At 71.5% G+C, this 14,100-nt stretch carries 14 protein-coding genes; 3 read left to right on the forward strand and 11 right to left on the reverse strand.

Annotated features, from left to right (window positions below):
• Positions 1-69: 69 nt before the first annotated feature.
• The 10 genes from AB0J55_RS07605 to AB0J55_RS07650 form a co-directional block, all read right to left on the reverse strand.
• On the reverse strand, positions 70-912 hold the full coding sequence (locus AB0J55_RS07605; RefSeq protein WP_364244251.1) for an LLM class F420-dependent oxidoreductase: 843 nt from the start codon (positions 910-912) through the stop codon (positions 70-72).
• Between the two features lie 14 nt (positions 913-926).
• A complete protein-coding gene (locus AB0J55_RS07610) occupies positions 927-1,769 on the reverse strand; it encodes a TIGR03621 family F420-dependent LLM class oxidoreductase (protein WP_364244254.1) in 843 nt (280 codons plus the stop codon).
• 79 nt (positions 1,770-1,848) lie between these two features.
• Positions 1,849-3,672, reverse strand: a complete 1,824-nt coding sequence (locus tag AB0J55_RS07615; RefSeq protein ID WP_364244257.1) for a phosphoenolpyruvate carboxykinase (GTP) — start codon at positions 3,670-3,672, stop codon at positions 1,849-1,851.
• A 349-nt stretch (positions 3,673-4,021) separates the two neighbouring features.
• Positions 4,022-4,723 (reverse strand): hypothetical protein, encoded by a 702-nt coding sequence (locus AB0J55_RS07620; protein ID WP_364244259.1) that lies wholly within the window; start codon positions 4,721-4,723, stop codon positions 4,022-4,024.
• A gap of 100 nt (positions 4,724-4,823) precedes the next feature.
• Positions 4,824-6,662, reverse strand: coding sequence for a dynamin family protein (locus AB0J55_RS07625; protein ID WP_364244262.1), 1,839 nt, complete (start codon positions 6,660-6,662; stop codon positions 4,824-4,826).
• Positions 6,659-7,045, reverse strand: a complete 387-nt coding sequence (grpE, locus tag AB0J55_RS07630) for a nucleotide exchange factor GrpE (RefSeq protein WP_364244265.1) — start codon at positions 7,043-7,045, stop codon at positions 6,659-6,661. Before grpE ends, AB0J55_RS07625 begins: the two co-directional genes overlap by 4 nt.
• Positions 7,046-7,063: 18 nt before the next feature.
• A complete protein-coding gene (locus AB0J55_RS07635; protein WP_364244268.1) occupies positions 7,064-7,678 on the reverse strand; it encodes a TetR/AcrR family transcriptional regulator in 615 nt (204 codons plus the stop codon).
• Complete coding sequence (locus AB0J55_RS07640) at positions 7,675-8,151, reverse strand: hypothetical protein (RefSeq protein WP_364244270.1); 477 nt, start codon at positions 8,149-8,151, stop codon at positions 7,675-7,677. The genes AB0J55_RS07635 and AB0J55_RS07640 overlap by 4 nt, the downstream gene beginning before the upstream one ends.
• 41 nt (positions 8,152-8,192) lie before the next feature.
• Entirely contained in the window at positions 8,193-8,840 is a 648-nt protein-coding gene (locus tag AB0J55_RS07645; protein WP_364244273.1) for a hypothetical protein, read from the reverse strand.
• Positions 8,841-8,899: 59 nt separating this feature from the next.
• Entirely contained in the window at positions 8,900-10,513 is a 1,614-nt protein-coding gene (locus tag AB0J55_RS07650) for a dynamin family protein (protein ID WP_364244276.1), read from the reverse strand.
• 115 nt (positions 10,514-10,628) lie between these two features.
• Between AB0J55_RS07650 and AB0J55_RS07655 the strand changes: the two genes are divergently transcribed.
• A complete protein-coding gene (locus AB0J55_RS07655; RefSeq protein ID WP_364245944.1) occupies positions 10,629-11,783 on the forward strand; it encodes a sensor histidine kinase in 1,155 nt (384 codons plus the stop codon).
• Entirely contained in the window at positions 11,780-12,436 is a 657-nt protein-coding gene (locus AB0J55_RS07660) for a response regulator transcription factor (RefSeq protein WP_364244279.1), read from the forward strand. Before AB0J55_RS07655 ends, AB0J55_RS07660 begins: the two co-directional genes overlap by 4 nt.
• Positions 12,437-12,440: 4 nt before the next feature.
• On the opposite strand, the gene AB0J55_RS07665 is transcribed toward AB0J55_RS07660, so the two are convergent.
• Complete coding sequence (locus tag AB0J55_RS07665) at positions 12,441-13,277, reverse strand: LysR family transcriptional regulator (protein ID WP_364244281.1); 837 nt, start codon at positions 13,275-13,277, stop codon at positions 12,441-12,443.
• 95 nt (positions 13,278-13,372) lie between these two features.
• Here AB0J55_RS07665 and AB0J55_RS07670 point away from each other — a divergent pair, with 95 nt between their 5' ends.
• Positions 13,373-14,098, forward strand: coding sequence for an SDR family oxidoreductase (locus AB0J55_RS07670; RefSeq protein WP_364244283.1), 726 nt, complete (start codon positions 13,373-13,375; stop codon positions 14,096-14,098).
• Positions 14,099-14,100 lie beyond the last annotated feature (2 nt).

The following is a 14,100-nucleotide window of genomic DNA, read 5'->3' on the forward strand; positions in this document are numbered from 1 at the left end:
TAGGTCAAACGGCGGCGAGCAGCTTGGTGGCGGCGACGGCCCACCCGCGAGGGTGAGCGCGGCGCCGGATCAGCGGAGGTGCTCGAGGACCGGCGCGAACTCCTCCAGGTGCATCTCGAGCATGGTGAAGTAGGTGAAGCCGTAGCGCTCGCGGTGGCCGCGGATCTGGTCGGCGATCTGCGCCGGAGTGCCGACGAAGGCCGTCGGCAGCTCGCTGAGCTGCTCGACCGTCAGCCGGCCCTGCAGGCGCTCGGCCAGGGCGGCCAGCCCCGCCGCGCGGTCGTCGGTGATGGTGACGAACTGGCCGATCAGGTTGAACTCCGCCTCGCGGTCGCCGAGCTTCGCGCGGACGAACGCGACGCGCTCGTCGACCTGCTCCGCGCTGACCCCGCCGGTGAAGCCGATGATGTCGGCGTGCTCGACGGCGAGGCCGAGCACGCGGTCGCCGCGGCCGCCGATCAGCAGCGGCGGCCCGGACTTCCGCACCGGTGCCGGCTGGTGGTCCGGATCGGCGTAGCGCCGCTTGAGCTCGGTGATCGTCCGCTCGAGGTGGTCGACGCGCTCGCCCGCGGACGGGAACGGCAGCCCGGCGGCCTCGAACTCCGCTTGGACGTACCCGGCGCCCAGGCCCAGCTCCAGGCGGCCGTCGGTGAACTGGTCGGCGCCGGTGACCTCCCGGGCCAGCAGCATCGGGTTGTAGAACGCGCAGTTCAGCACGTAGGTGCCCAGCTTGACGCGCGAGGTGGCCTCGCCGGCGAGCACCAGCGCCGGGAACGGCGGGGCCATGCCGAGGTGGTCGGCCGCGGAGATGACGTCGTACCCGAGGTCCTCGGCCTTGTGGCACTTCTCGACCCAGGCGGCGCGGCTGCCGGGCACGACCATGTTGACACCGAAACGGAATTCCCCAGTCATGTCGGCCAAGGTACTCAGCGCAGCCGCTCGATCACCGGCGCCAGCCGGTCGAGATCGTCTTCGAGCACCGTGAAATAGCTGGCGCCCAAGGCTTCCCGGGTCCGGCGCAGCTGCTCGGCCACGCCGTCCGCGGAGCCCACGAGGACCGTGGCCAGCAGGCCGAGCTCCTCGACGTCGAGGTGCGGCACGAGCTGGTGGGCTTCCTCCAGGGCCGCCTGCCGGTCTTCGGTGATCCGGACGAAGTGGACCATCAGGTTCAGCTCGGCGTCCCGGCCGTCGAGCACCCGCTTCACGAAGTCGGCGCGCTCGGCCAGCGCGCCGGAGTCGGCCAGGGCCAGCCGTCCTTCGGCCGCCCCCGGCGCGGTCCCGGTGAGGGCGATGGTGTCGGCGTGCGCGGCGGCGAAGGTCAGCATCCGGTCGCCGCGGCCGCCGAGCAGCAGCGGCGGCCGCGGGCGGTCGGTGAACGCGCGCTCGATTTCGGCGACGACGTCGACGAGCCGGCCGAACCGGCGCCCGGGCGTGCCCCAGTCGATTCCGGCGGCTTCGAACTCCTCGCGGACGTACCCGGCGCCGATCCCGATCTCCACCCGGCCGCCGGTGAACTCGTCGAGCGCGGCGAGGTCTCTGGCCAGGAGCACCGGGTTGTGGAAGCTCGCGTTGAGGACGTAGGTGTTCAGCCGGATCCGCTCGGTGGCTTCGGCGGCAAGGAGCAACGCGGGTATCGGCGCAACCCGGCCGAGGTGGTCGACCACGCCGACGACGTCGTAGCCGAGGTCCTCGGCCCGGCGGCATTTCGCCATCCACTCGGCCCGGGAACCGGGCACGTACAACGCCACTCCGAAACGAAACGGTCTCATGATCGCGAAAGTACCCAGAACGGAAGAAGGGGACGCCTCCCGGATGCGGCCGGGAAGCGTCCCCTTCTGCTCGGGGTGCCTACTTGAGGCGCTGGGCCAGCGCGTCGAGCTCGTCACGCAGCGACGTCGGGACCTTGTCGCCGATCTGCTCGAACCACTCCTCGATCAGCGGCAGCTCCTCGCGCCACTCCTCGGGCTTGACGTCCAGGGCGGCCTGGATGTCCTCGAGCGGCTCGGTCAGGCCCTCGGTGTCGAGGTCCTCGGCCCGCGGCACGAAGCCGATCGGCGTCTCGACCGCGTTGCCGCGGCCTTCGACGCGCTCGATGACCCACTTCAGGATCCGCGAGTTCTCGCCGAAGCCCGGCCACAGGAAGCGGCCGTCGTCGCCGCGGCGGAACCAGTTGACGTAGAAGATCTTCGGCAGCTTGTTCGCGTCGGCGTTCTTGCCCAGGGTCAGCCAGTGCTTGAAGTAGTCACCGGCGTGGTAGCCGAGGAACGGCAGCATCGCCATCGGGTCGCGGCGCACGTTGCCGACCGCGCCGGCCGCCGCGGCGGTCGTCTCCGACGACATCGTGGCGCCCATGAACACGCCGTGCTGCCAGTCGCGGGCCTCGTTCACCAGCGGGACCGTCGTCTTGCGGCGGCCGCCGAACAGGATCGCCGAGATCGGCACGCCCTTCGGGTCGTCCCACTCCGGCGCGAGGATCGGGCACTGCGACATCGGCGTGCAGTAACGCGAGTTCGGGTGCGCGGCCTTCTCGTCCGAGTCCGGCGTCCAGTCCTGGTGCTTCCACGAGGTGGCGTGCTCGGGCTTGTTCTCCATGCCCTCCCACCAGATGTCGCCGTCGTCGGTCAGGGCGACGTTGGTGAAGACCGTGTTGCCCTTCTCGATCGTGCGCATGGCGTTCGGGTTGGTGTGCCAGTCGGTGCCCGGCGCGACGCCGAAGAAGCCGAACTCGGGGTTGACCGCGTACAGGCGGCCGTCCTCGCCGAAGCGCATCCAGGCGATGTCGTCGCCCAGCGTCTCGGCGCGCCAGCCCGGGATGGTCGGCTGCAGCATGGCGAGGTTGGTCTTGCCGCAGGCGCTCGGGAACGCGGCCGCGACGTAGTGGACCTTGTCCTCGGGCGAGATCAGCTTGAGGATCAGCATGTGCTCGGCGAGCCAGCCCTCGTCGCGCGCCATCACCGACGCGATGCGCAGCGAGTAGCACTTCTTGCCCAGCAGGGAGTTGCCGCCGTACCCCGAGCCGTAGCTCCAGATCGCGCGCTCCTCCGGGAAGTGCGAAATGTACTTCGTTTCGTTGCAGGGCCAGGAAACGTCCTTCTCGCCCGGTTCGAGCGGGTGGCCCACCGAGTGCAGCGCGGGCACGAATTCACGCTCGGATCCGTCGGGCCCGACGAACTTCTCGAGTGCGGCCTTGCCGGCGCGGGTCATCACGCGCATCGAGGCGACGACGTAGGCGAAATCCGTGATTTCGATACCCAGCTTGGGATTCTCGTCGCCGAGCGGGCCCATGCAGAACGGGATGACGTACATCGTGCGGCCGCGCATCGAGCCCCGGAACAGCTCGGTCATGGTGGCCTTCATCTCGGCCGGGTCCATCCAGTTGTTGGTCGGACCGGCGTCCTCGGGACGCTCCGAACAGATGAAGGTCCGGTCTTCCACGCGGGCCACGTCGTTCGGGTCGGAAGTGGCCCAGAAGGAGTTCGGCTTCGACTTGAGCTGCACGAACGTGCCGGCCTCGACCAGCTCCTGGTTGATCCGGGCGGCTTCTTCGTCGGACCCGTCGACCCACACCACCCGGTCCGGGGTGGTCAGTTCGGCGACCTCCCGGACGAAGGACAGCACGCCAGTGTGCGTCGTCGGCGCGGTGTCCAGTCCGGGGATGGCGACTGCGGTCATCTCTACTCCTGACTTCCGACGACAAATGCGCCCGCACCGGAACGACGTTGTCCCGGTGCGGGCGTCATTGCCGGCGACCGAATGGCTTCGCGCACCGGCTGGCGAACCGGTGTGCGCGATTTGGGATTCCTTGAGAGTAGCCGCATGACCGGCGAGTAACCGAGAGCTGACGTGTAGGTTCTCTCACAAGAACGATAAGGGAATCGATTCAGATGTCACTTGATCGGTGCATTCGCTGAAAATCTTCCGGTGGCTTGCGACACAGCCGTGACCTGCTTGTTTTCATTGAAGACATGAAGAAAGCCCGAGGCCGCAGCCTCGGGCTTTCAAACTATGACCTGGGTCACTTTCAGTTCGGCGAAATCCACTGCCCGGTGCCGGAGTCGATGCGCGCGACGCCCTCCAGCGTCTGCGTGCCGGCCTCGCCCCAGGCGGCGTCCGCGGCCGGGTCGGATTCCGTCCCGGAGTTCATCAGTCCACTGGAGACCTCGGTCCACTGGCCGTGTCCGGAGTGCTCGAACGTCGTGGTGGTGCCGTCGGCCTCGGTCTGCACCGCGATGTCCGCTTCGCCGTCGCCGTCCTTGTCGGTGAAGGCGATCGTGCCGCCGCTCTTCGTCTCGACGATGGCGGTGTCGTTGTGCCCGTCGTGGTCGGTGTCGATGGTCGCGACGCCCGCGTCCACCTCGCCGTCCGGCATGTCCGCGTGGATGTGGCCGCCGGCGCTGTCGTCGCGGCCGCCGGTGTCGGAGTGGTCGTGGCCGCCGGAGCCGTCCTCGACCCACTGGCCGCTGGCCTCGTCGTAGACGGCCTGGTCGACGACCTTCCCGTTCTCGTCCAGCACGGCGTAGTGGTCGGCCTCGCCGTCGTGGTTCGTGTCGATGAAGGCCTGGGCGGAGCCGTCGTCGTGCTCGATGATCGCGGTGTCGTTCACCCCGTCTTCGTTCACGTCGTAGTTGACCTCGGCCTGGTACTCCTGGCCGTCGACGTGGACGGTCATCGCGTCCGGGCTGCTCGCGTCGGTGTCGCTGCCGCCACTCTCGTCGACCCACATGGGACTTCCCCCTTCGAACCGGGTAACACGCTCCGACCTGCTGTCTGAGGGTATGACTCACCGTAGGCCCGTTCGGTTCCGCTTCACAACCGGACGGTGCTCAGGCGGTTTTGTCCCGCAGTGCCCGGATGCGCGTCAGGAAGGCTTCGGCGCGCTCGCGGCCGTCGCTGACCTCCTTGAGCCGCTTCGACACGATCGCGATCTTCTTGGCCCGCTCCTGCGCGCCCATCTTGATCGTCTTGTCGACTTCCTTGAGCTCGGCCTCGATCGCGTCGATCCGCCGGCCGAGTGCTTCGTCCAGCGCCATCGACAGCTGCTGCTCGGCCTCGATCAGCTGCTCGGCGACGAGCTGGTCGAGCGTCGAGCGGGCGTCCGCGATGGCCTCGACCAGCCACTGCTTCATGTGCTGCTTGTCGGCCGCGTGCTTGCGCGTCCGGGCCATCCACCAGCCCGCGCCGAGGCCGATGATGATCGTCGCGGGCAGCACCACCGGGTTGAGGATCGCAACGCCGGCCAGCGGCAGCGCGGCCACCTTGCCGGCCCCGACCCCGCCGGAGATGCCCATGAAGACGAGCAGTTTGTCCTCGGCCGTCGGCGGCTTCTTGTCCGGCGGGCGCAGCACCACCGGCGGGCCGCCGGCCCGGGCGAACTGCGCGCGGATGACGTCGAGCTCTTCGGGGGAGAACAGCTCCGACAGCGAGACGTTGGTGACCTGGTTCAGCCGCTGCGAGAGCAGCATCGAGATCCGCTGCGACGTCGTCTGCAGCGCGATGTCGACCTGCTGCGGCAACGCGGCCAGCTCGTCGCGCTTGGCCGCGTCGATGAGCTGGCGGAAGTGGGTCTGGGCGTCCCGCATCTGCCGGCTGCTCTCGTGCCCGACCTCGACGCGGGTGCGCTGCACCTCGCCGCGCAGCTTCAGCTGCCAGCCGCGGGTCGAGCTCCGGCGTTCGGCCTGCAGCTGGTCACGGCGTTCGCGCAGCACTTCGGCCTCGGCCTCGCCGGCGGACAGCGCCCGGCTCTCGGCCTGCAGCTTCGCCTTGAGCTCGCCCAGCGCACTGGACAGCGCGCGCAGCGTGTTGGCCTCGCCGAGCATCGCCGAGCGGCCGACGAGCAGCTCCTGCAACGCCATCTGGATCGCCGCGACGCCGGACTTCTCCCGCAGCATCGCGGCCATCTGCTCGTTGGGCGCCTTCGCCGCGGTCTCGAACATCCGCGCCGACACGGGGTGGAACACGGCGTCGGCGAACCGGGGCGCGTGCTCGCGCAGCAGCTGCTTGTCGGCCTCCATGACCTCGCGCCAGCCGCGGAACATGTCCACCTTGGTCAGCGCGAACACCACGGTCTCGACGCGCTCGCCGACGTCTCGGAGGAACTGCAGCTCGGTCGAGGTGAACGGCGCCGAGGCGTCGACGACGAACAGCAGCGCGGTGGCGCCCGCGGCGGCCTCCTTGGCGAGCTCGCCGTGCAGCGAGTCCAGGCCGCCGACACCGGGGGTGTCGACCAGCGAAAGGCGCTCCAGCAGCGGCACCGGCCCGGTGACCTCGACGTACCGCGGCGGGATCTGGCCGGGTGGCAGCTCGTGCGCGGCGGACACCCAGTGGATCAGCTGGCCGAGGTCGATCGGCACCGGCGCGAGCTGGCCGGGGTAGCAGGCCTGCGCGCCCCAGGTGTCCGCGTGGTCGAACACCAGGTAGGTCGCGGTGGCCACGTCGGCGTCCACAGGGGACAGTCCCGGCCGCGCGAGCAGCGCGTTGACCAGCGAACTCTTTCCGCGGTTGGTCTCGCCGACGACCACGACGGCCGGCTTCTTCGGCCGGGACTTCCGGATGTCCTCGACCCACTTGGCGGCGGCCGGGTCGGCGTCGCGGACGACGGTCAGCAGCTGGTCCCGGGCGGCGGCGACCTGCGCGGGCAGGCTCGGCGCGGTCGGTGCGCTCACGGGTTCTTCTTCGCGTAGACGGTGACGACCGGGGCGCGCAGCAGGCGGTCGTGGTCGGCGAAACCGGTGACCTCGGTTTCCGCGACGATGCCGTCGAGCGCCGGGTCCTCGGTGGGGACGGCGCCGCCGGCTTCGTGGCGGGCCGGGTCGAACCGCTCGCCGTCGGGCCGCAGGGCCTGGACGCCGATCGCGGCGAGCCCCTCCTCCAGGCGTTCGACGACGCCGCCGCTGCGGGCGCGGTCCAGCGCGTAGAGGCACATCCGGATCAGCGCCTGGCGATCGGCGAGAGCGCGCTCGAGATCGCTTACCTGCTGCAAGGGGTGCACATCGGTGTCCGACGCGGCCGGGCCGCGTTCGGTTCCCTCCTTGCGAAACCACGCCATGCGTCCAGTCTGGCCGACTCAGCCGCCCTCCGTGGGCGAAACCGGGCGAAGGAACCGGATCAGGATCGTCCGGAGGATCGCCTGTTCCGCAGCCAGATCGAGGTCCGGGTCGAGGCCGGCCCGCGAAATCATCGCGTCGATCAGCCCGGCGACCCAGCCGGCGGCCGCGCGCGGGGCGATGCCGGGGTCGATCAGCCCGGCGACGACGGCGCGGGTGACCAGCACGGCCAAGCCGTCCCGCAGAGCCGCGTCGTTGCGCTGGATCAACGCGGCGAAGTCGTCGTCGCGGGCGGCCTGGGCGGCAGCTTCCAGCACGAGCCGGACGACCGCGGGGTGCGCGACCTGGCCGGCCAGCTCGGTGACGACGTCGAGCAGCGCCGCCAGGGGCTCGTCGGTCTTCGCCGCGGCTTCGAGCCGCTCGGCCGTCTCGGCGGCGTCGTCGGTGAAGATCGCCGTGAACACCGCGCGTTTGCTGGGGAAGTAGTGGAAGAGGCTGCCGGAGCTGATGCCCGCGGCGCGGCAGATGTCGGCCGTCGTCGTCCGCTCGAAGCCCTTCTCGGCGAAGCAGCCGGCGGCTGCGTCGACGATCGCGCGGCGCTTGGCCGCGTGCTTGGCCGGGTCGACGGTCCTCATCGCTCGACCGGCTCGTCCTGCCAGGGGTAGCCGTGCTCGGCGAAGGCGGGCGCCAGCTCGCGGCCGGTGAGGTCGGTCTTCTCGCGGGCGATCTCCCGGCCGTCGGTGGTGCGCAGGACGAGTTCCTTGCCGTCCAGGTAGACGGCTTCGAGGTCGGCCTCGATGCGCCGGGTCCGGTCGCCGCGGACCAGCGTGACCCGGGTCGGCGACACCGTGACGACGAGCCGTTCGTGGGCCCAGATCGCGGCGAACACCAGGCCGAGCACGAGCCCGCCGGCGGCCGCGGCCAGCGTCGCCCACGGCTGCGGGAGCTTCGTGAGCACCTTGAACAGGCCCTGGAACGGGAAGGCGGGCAGGTCGCTGACCCAGGCGGCGATGGCCCAGACACCCACGCCGAGCGCGCCGCCGATGAGCGGGCAGCCGACCCAGGACCCGGTGCGCAGCCACGGCGGCTCGTCGACGGTCGTCTCCATGCCGCCCATTATCCGACCGACTGCTCGGTTTATGAAAGGGGTCAGACCAGGTCGTCGATCACCGAGCGGAGGACCGCCTCCAGGCCCGGGCCGTCCTCGGCCAGGCGGGAGGAGACCAGCAGCTGGTCTTCGGCCGTGCGCAGCCAGATGGCGCCGGCGACCGAGATCTCGATGACGTTCAGGCGGAACGGATACGCGCGGCGGCCGTGCCGGACCTCGGCCTCGCGCACCAGCTGGCCGAGCCGCTCGCCGGCCACGATCTGGCGGCGGTAGAAGCCGGGCGCCCACGGGGTGCCGCCCGCCGGCTCGCCCGCGCCGCGCAGGGCCGGGCCGCGCGCGTTCGCGAAGTGGCGGGCCGCGGCCGGGGCGAAGAAGTCGACCGCCTGGCGCATCGCCGAACCCGGGGCGAGCGCCGGCCGGCCGTAGCGCAGGCGGGGGCTGCGCGGGTCCGGGTCCTCGCGGTGGCGCAGGAAGGCCAGCAGGTCGACCCACCAGTCGGCCCACTGCGCCTGGACGGCCGCGCGGTCGACCCCCGGCGGGACGTGCACCGGGACCTGCGGCTCCACCGGCGGCAGCACCTGTCCTTCGGAAACGGACAGGGCCAGGGCATCACGGATGTACAGCGCGACGTCGACTTCGGACTCGCTGCTCCAGCCCGCTCGCCAGGATGTCGTGTTTTCTAGGCGCACGTTTTCACAGTACGCGGGGAAACGCCGTGTTCAGGAGAAGTCGGCAAGCAGAGACAAACTCAGCCCTGCGGCTCGCGGACCTGTTGCCAGATCAAGAAGTACGCCCGGTGCACGACGTGCGCGACACGGCTCTGCGCCGGCGTCGCGCCGAAGGACGCGAAGGAGCGCCACCAGCCCGCGCGTTCGAGGGCGTGCGCGGCCAGCTCCGGCCGCGGGGCGCCGGGCTTGCCCAGCTGGGCGCCGATGTCGGCGTTGCTGCCCACCCGCAGCACCTCCTCGGAGAGGTCCTCCGGCATGTCGACCGCGCCGGACGCGACCAGCGTCAGCGCTTCGAGCAGCCGCAGCTGGTGGGCCTCGGGCTTGGCGAGCAGCACCTCGATGGCGTCGTGGACGCGCTGGCGTTCACCGGGGTCGCCGGAGGCGTGCGCGAGCGCGGTCACCGACGCCAGCGCCGCGGCCGCCTTGATGCCGTCGGCGCGGGCGGCGAACACGATCGACAGCCGCTGCCGGACCGCTTCGAGACCGGACGCGTCGAGCAGCGACCGCCGCAGCGCGCCCGCCGTGATCTCGGGTTCCTTGCGGATGGCCTCGACGGCGTGCGAGATGCCGAACAGGTCGAGCTTCTCCAGCAGCCGCAGCCGGGTGCCCGCCGGGACGTCGCACTCCCAGCTGGTGAAGATGTCGGCCGAGAGCAGCATGGTCTGCAGGACGTCGTCGTCGAGGCCGGCGAGCTGCCGCAGCGCCTCGGCGTCGGCGGAGGTGAAGCCACCGGACTCGGCGGACTCGGCGATCAGGCCGATCACCGGCAGCACGTCCGCGACCCGCGGCTTCAACGTCGACGCCTGCTTCTCGGCGAGCAGCGTCGCGGCCTTCCAGACGTCGCCGCCGGCGCCTTCGACCGACTCGGGCGCGATGGTGTCGGCCTTGTTGAGCACGGCGATCGCGTTGACCGGGCCCGCCTCGCGGCTCGCGGTGGCCGCGGTGAAGGCGGCGAGGGCCTGCTGGTCGTCGGCGCGGACGCCCTGGGTGACGACGTACAGCACGGCTTCCGCGCCGGCGACGGCGTTGCGCGAGGTGTCGTCGAGCTCGTCCGAGCCCTCTTCGTCGTCCTCCTCCTTGCGGTGTTTCGCCGCGCCCAGCAGCTGCTCGGTGCGGGACACCGAAGCGGCGTCGAGCGAGCCGAGGCCCGGGGTGTCGATCACCGTCATGCCCTGCAGGACGGCGTTGGTCAGGTACGCCTCGATGTGCGACACCTTTTCGATGTCGACGCCCAGCTCGGCCGGGATCATGCCGTCGGCGGCGAACGGGAGCACCTGTTTGCGGCCGTCGGTGAAGACGATCTCGACCCGGTCGACCGTGCCGTACTGGAACCGGGTCACCAGCCGGGTGCACTCGCCGATGTCGGTCGGCGCGACCCGGCGGCCGATCAGGGCGTTGACCAGCGTGGACTTGCCCGACTTGATCCGGCCGGCCACGGCCACCTGCAGGGGCGCGCCGAGCCGGCGCAGCACCTCGGCGAACCCGGCGGCGGTGCGCGCGGAGACCTGCGACTGGAGGCGGTGACACAGGTTGGCCACCGACATCGACAGCGGGCCCGCGAGCCGGCCCTGCTCCGGTGACGTCACGGCCCCCAGCCCTCCCCGTCGTACGGACAACCCCGTGAATCGTGCCATGGGCCTCATCCCCAGGTCGCACCGAAGGTGGTACCGCCGGCCGACGCGCAGTCTCCGCGGCGCGACCTAGGGTTGTGTGGTGCGACGGCTGAGCCTCTGGATGCGTGCCCACCCCATGGCGGGCGACACGGTGCTCGCCGTCCTGCTCGGCCTGTTCGACATGCTGCTGTTCGCCGCCGACGGCTTCGACGAGATCGCCGAAATGCCGCCGTGGTACATCGCTGTGCCGGTGAACATCGCCATGGTGGCGCCGCTGGTGTTCCGGCGGAAGTCGCCGCTGTGGTCGGCGTACGTCGTGCTGGTGATCGGCGTCGTGCACGGGACGCTCCAGCTCGGCATCTCCAGCGTCGCCGCGCTGGCGATGAGCATCTACTCGGTCGTCGTCTACGCGGGGCGGCGGCAGGGGCTGGTGTACGTCGGTGCCGTCGTCGCCGGGTCGGCCCTGCAGCTGGCCCTCGGCCCGGCGGACGAGCTCCTGATCTCGGCGTTGTTCCTGGCGTTCGGGATCGCCCTGTGCTGGACCCTCGGCGAGTTCGTCGGGGCCCGGCGCGCCTACGACGTGGAAGTGGAGGCCCGGTTGCACCTGCTCGAAACCGAACGGGACCAGGCCACCCGGATCGCGGTGGCCGAGGAGCGCGGGCGGATCGCGCGCGAGCTGCACGACGTCGTCGCCCACGCGGTGAGCGTCATGGTCGTGCAGGCCGACGGCGCGTCGTACGCGATCCAGAGCAACCCCGAGCTCGCTCAGCGGGCCCTGCAAACGATTTCCGAGACCGGCCGCGGCGCGCTCGGCGAGCTGCGCCGCCTGCTGGACGTGCTCCGCAGCGACGACGCGGACGGCGAGCCACGGGTGCCGCAGCCGGACGCGCACGCCCTCGCCGAGCTGGCCGACCGGATGCGCACCGCCGGCGTGCCGGTGGAGCTGGAGCTCGGCGAGCTCGGCGACCTGCCGGCCGGCGTCTCGCTGGGCATCTACCGGATCGTGCAGGAGTCCCTGACGAACACGCTCAAGCACGCCGGGCGCGGCGCGACCGCTTCGGTGCGGGTCCAGCGCACCGGCGACCTGGTGGAGGTGCTGGTGTCCGACGACGGCGCCGGCGCCGCGCAGCTGGTCCCGGCCGGCCGTCGCGACCCCCGGTTGCCGGGCGGCAACGGCTTGATCGGCATGCGCGAGCGAGCGCACGTGTACGGCGGAACATTGGACGTGGGCCCGGCTCCGGGCGGTGGATGGCAGGTCCGCGCGGCCCTGCCGGTTAGGTTGGACAAGTGATCCGGGTGGTGGTCGTCGACGACCAGGAACTGATGCGCGTCGGGTTCCGGATGGTGCTGGGCGCCCAGGCCGACATCGACGTCGTCGGCGAGGCGGGCGACGGGGCACAGGCGATCGAGCTGGCTTCGCAACTGCGGCCCGACGTCGTCCTGATGGACGTCCGGATGCCGGTGCTCGACGGCGTCGAGGCGACGAAGCGGATCGTCGCGGCCGGCACCGCGCGCGTGCTGGTGATGACGACGTTCGACCTCGACGAGTACGTCTACGCGGCGCTGCAGGGCGGCGCGAGCGGGTTCCTGCTCAAGGACACCCAGCCCGACCACCTGGTGTCGGCGCTGCGCGCGGTCGCTTCGGGCGACGCGGTGGTGTCGCCGTCGGTGACCCGCCGGCTGCTGGACCGCTTCGTCGGCACCGGCGGCTCGCCGATGCGGGACACCGCCGAGCTGGACGTGCTGACCGACCGCGAGCGCGAGGTGCTCGTGCTGATCGCCAAGGGCATGTCGAACCTGGAGATCGCCGAGGCCCTGTTCCTGTCGGAGGCGACGGTGAAGACGCACGTCGGGCGGATCCTGGCGAAGCTGGACCTGCGGGACCGGGTGCAGGCGGTGGTGCTGGCCTACGAGACCGGCCTCGCCCGCCCCGGCCTCGGCTGAGCCGTCAGAGCCGGGTGGCCACGCGGACCAAGGCGGCGAGCGCCAAGGAGCGGCTGTGCGGCGGCCACGCGATCACCGTCGTCACGCTCGGCGCGTCCGGGACCGGTACGGCGACCAGCCCCTCGCGCAGGTCGGCTCGGCTGGATTCGGGCATGACGACCGTGGTGCGGCCGAGCGCGATCAGCTGGAAGAGCTGGGTCTGGTTGCGGACCTCCGCGCCGGGGCCTTCGGGGTAGGTGCCGCCGGGGCCGGGCCAGCGGGCCATCGGGAGGTCCGGCAGTTCGCTGACCTCCGCCAGCCGGACGTGGGACCGGCCGGCCAGCGGGTGCGCGGCGGGCAGGATGGCGACCTGCCCCTCGGTGCGCAGGACCTCGGTGTCGAGTTCGGCCGTCGAGTCGAAGGGCTGGTGCAGCAGGGCGACGTCGGCCCGGCCGTCGTGCAGCGGCAGCTGTGGCTGGGATTCGCAGAGCAGCAGGTCGACGGGGACGGCGTCCGGCTCGGCGGCGTACGCGTCGAGCAGTTTCGCCAGCAGCTCACCGGAGGCACCGGCCTTGGCGGACAGGACGAGCGCGGGCCGGCTCGCCGCGGCGTCCCGGGTGCGCCGCTCCACCGCGGCCAGCGCGCCGAGGATCGCGCGGCCTTCGGTCAGCAGCACGGCGCCGGCGCCGGTGAGCGTGACCTTGCGGCTGGTGCGTTCGAGCAGCGTGACCCCGAGCCGCCGCTCGAGCTGGGCGATCGTCCGCGAGAGCGGCGGCTGGGCGATGCCGAGGCGTTCGGCGGCCCGGCCGAAGTGCAGCTCCTCGGCGACCGCGACGAAGTAGCGCAGCTCCCTCGATTCCACCCACCCAGGCTACCCGCGTGACCGATACCACCGGGGTATCGTCCCTCGTCCCAGCGGGTGTTGGTGCCTCGCCGGATCCCGCCCATGATCGGGGCATGAGCGAACAGACGATCGCGCTGGTCACCGGCGCGAACAAGGGAATCGGCTTCGAAATCGCGGCCGGGCTCGGCGCGCTGGGCTGGAGCGTCGGCATCGGGGCGCGCGACGAGCAGCGCCGGGAGGACGCCGTGGCGAAGCTGCGCGCGGCCGGCGCCGACGCGTTCGGCGTACCCCTCGACGTCACCGACGACGCCAGCGTCGCTGCGGCCGCCGCCTTGATCGAGGAGCGCGCCGGACGGCTCGACGTGCTGGTCAACAACGCCGGCATCGCGGGAGCGTGGCCGGACGAGCCGTCGGCCGTCACGCCGGCGAGCCTGCGGGCGGTGGTGGAGACCAACGTCATCGGCGTCGTCCGGGTCACCAACGCGATGCTGCCCCTGCTGCGCCGCTCCGGGCACCCGCGGATCGTCAACCAGTCCAGCCACGTCGCGTCCTTGACGTTGCAGACCACCCCGGACGTCGACCTCGGCGGGGTCAGCGGGGCGTATTCGCCGTCGAAGACGTTCCTCAACGCGATCACCATCCAGTACGCCAAGGAGCTGGCCGGCACACCGATCAAGATCAACGGTGCCTGCCCCGGCTACGTCGCGACCGACCTCAACGGCTTCCACGGCACCAGCACGCCCGAGGACGGCGCCCGGATCGCCGTCCGGCTCGCCACCCTGCCCGGCGACGGCCCGACCGGCGGGCTCTTCGACGACGCCGGGCCGGTGCCGTGGTGACG

Origin of the sequence: Amycolatopsis sp. NPDC049688, from assembly GCF_040674975.1 — a bacterium.
Taxonomy (GTDB): domain Bacteria; phylum Actinomycetota; class Actinomycetes; order Mycobacteriales; family Pseudonocardiaceae; genus Amycolatopsis.

Excerpts from the sequence above, each read along its gene's own strand:
- AB0J55_RS07620 (WP_364244259.1), bottom strand. The coding sequence starts at position 4,723 with ATGTGGGTCGACGAGAGTGGCGGCAGCGACACCGACGCGAGCAGCCCG.
- grpE (WP_364244265.1), bottom strand. The coding sequence starts at position 7,045 with ATGGCGTGGTTTCGCAAGGAGGGAACCGAACGCGGCCCGGCCGCGTCG.
- AB0J55_RS07615 (WP_364244257.1), bottom strand. The coding sequence starts at position 3,672 with ATGACCGCAGTCGCCATCCCCGGACTGGACACCGCGCCGACGACGCAC.
- AB0J55_RS07655 (WP_364245944.1), top strand. The coding sequence starts at position 10,629 with ATGGCGGGCGACACGGTGCTCGCCGTCCTGCTCGGCCTGTTCGACATG.
- AB0J55_RS07640 (WP_364244270.1), bottom strand. The coding sequence starts at position 8,151 with ATGGAGACGACCGTCGACGAGCCGCCGTGGCTGCGCACCGGGTCCTGG.
- AB0J55_RS07635 (WP_364244268.1), bottom strand. The coding sequence starts at position 7,678 with ATGAGGACCGTCGACCCGGCCAAGCACGCGGCCAAGCGCCGCGCGATC.
- AB0J55_RS07610 (WP_364244254.1), bottom strand. The coding sequence starts at position 1,769 with ATGAGACCGTTTCGTTTCGGAGTGGCGTTGTACGTGCCCGGTTCCCGG.
- AB0J55_RS07670 (WP_364244283.1), top strand. The coding sequence starts at position 13,373 with ATGAGCGAACAGACGATCGCGCTGGTCACCGGCGCGAACAAGGGAATC.
- AB0J55_RS07650 (WP_364244276.1), bottom strand. The coding sequence starts at position 10,513 with ATGGCACGATTCACGGGGTTGTCCGTACGACGGGGAGGGCTGGGGGCC.
- AB0J55_RS07605 (WP_364244251.1), bottom strand. The coding sequence starts at position 912 with ATGACTGGGGAATTCCGTTTCGGTGTCAACATGGTCGTGCCCGGCAGC.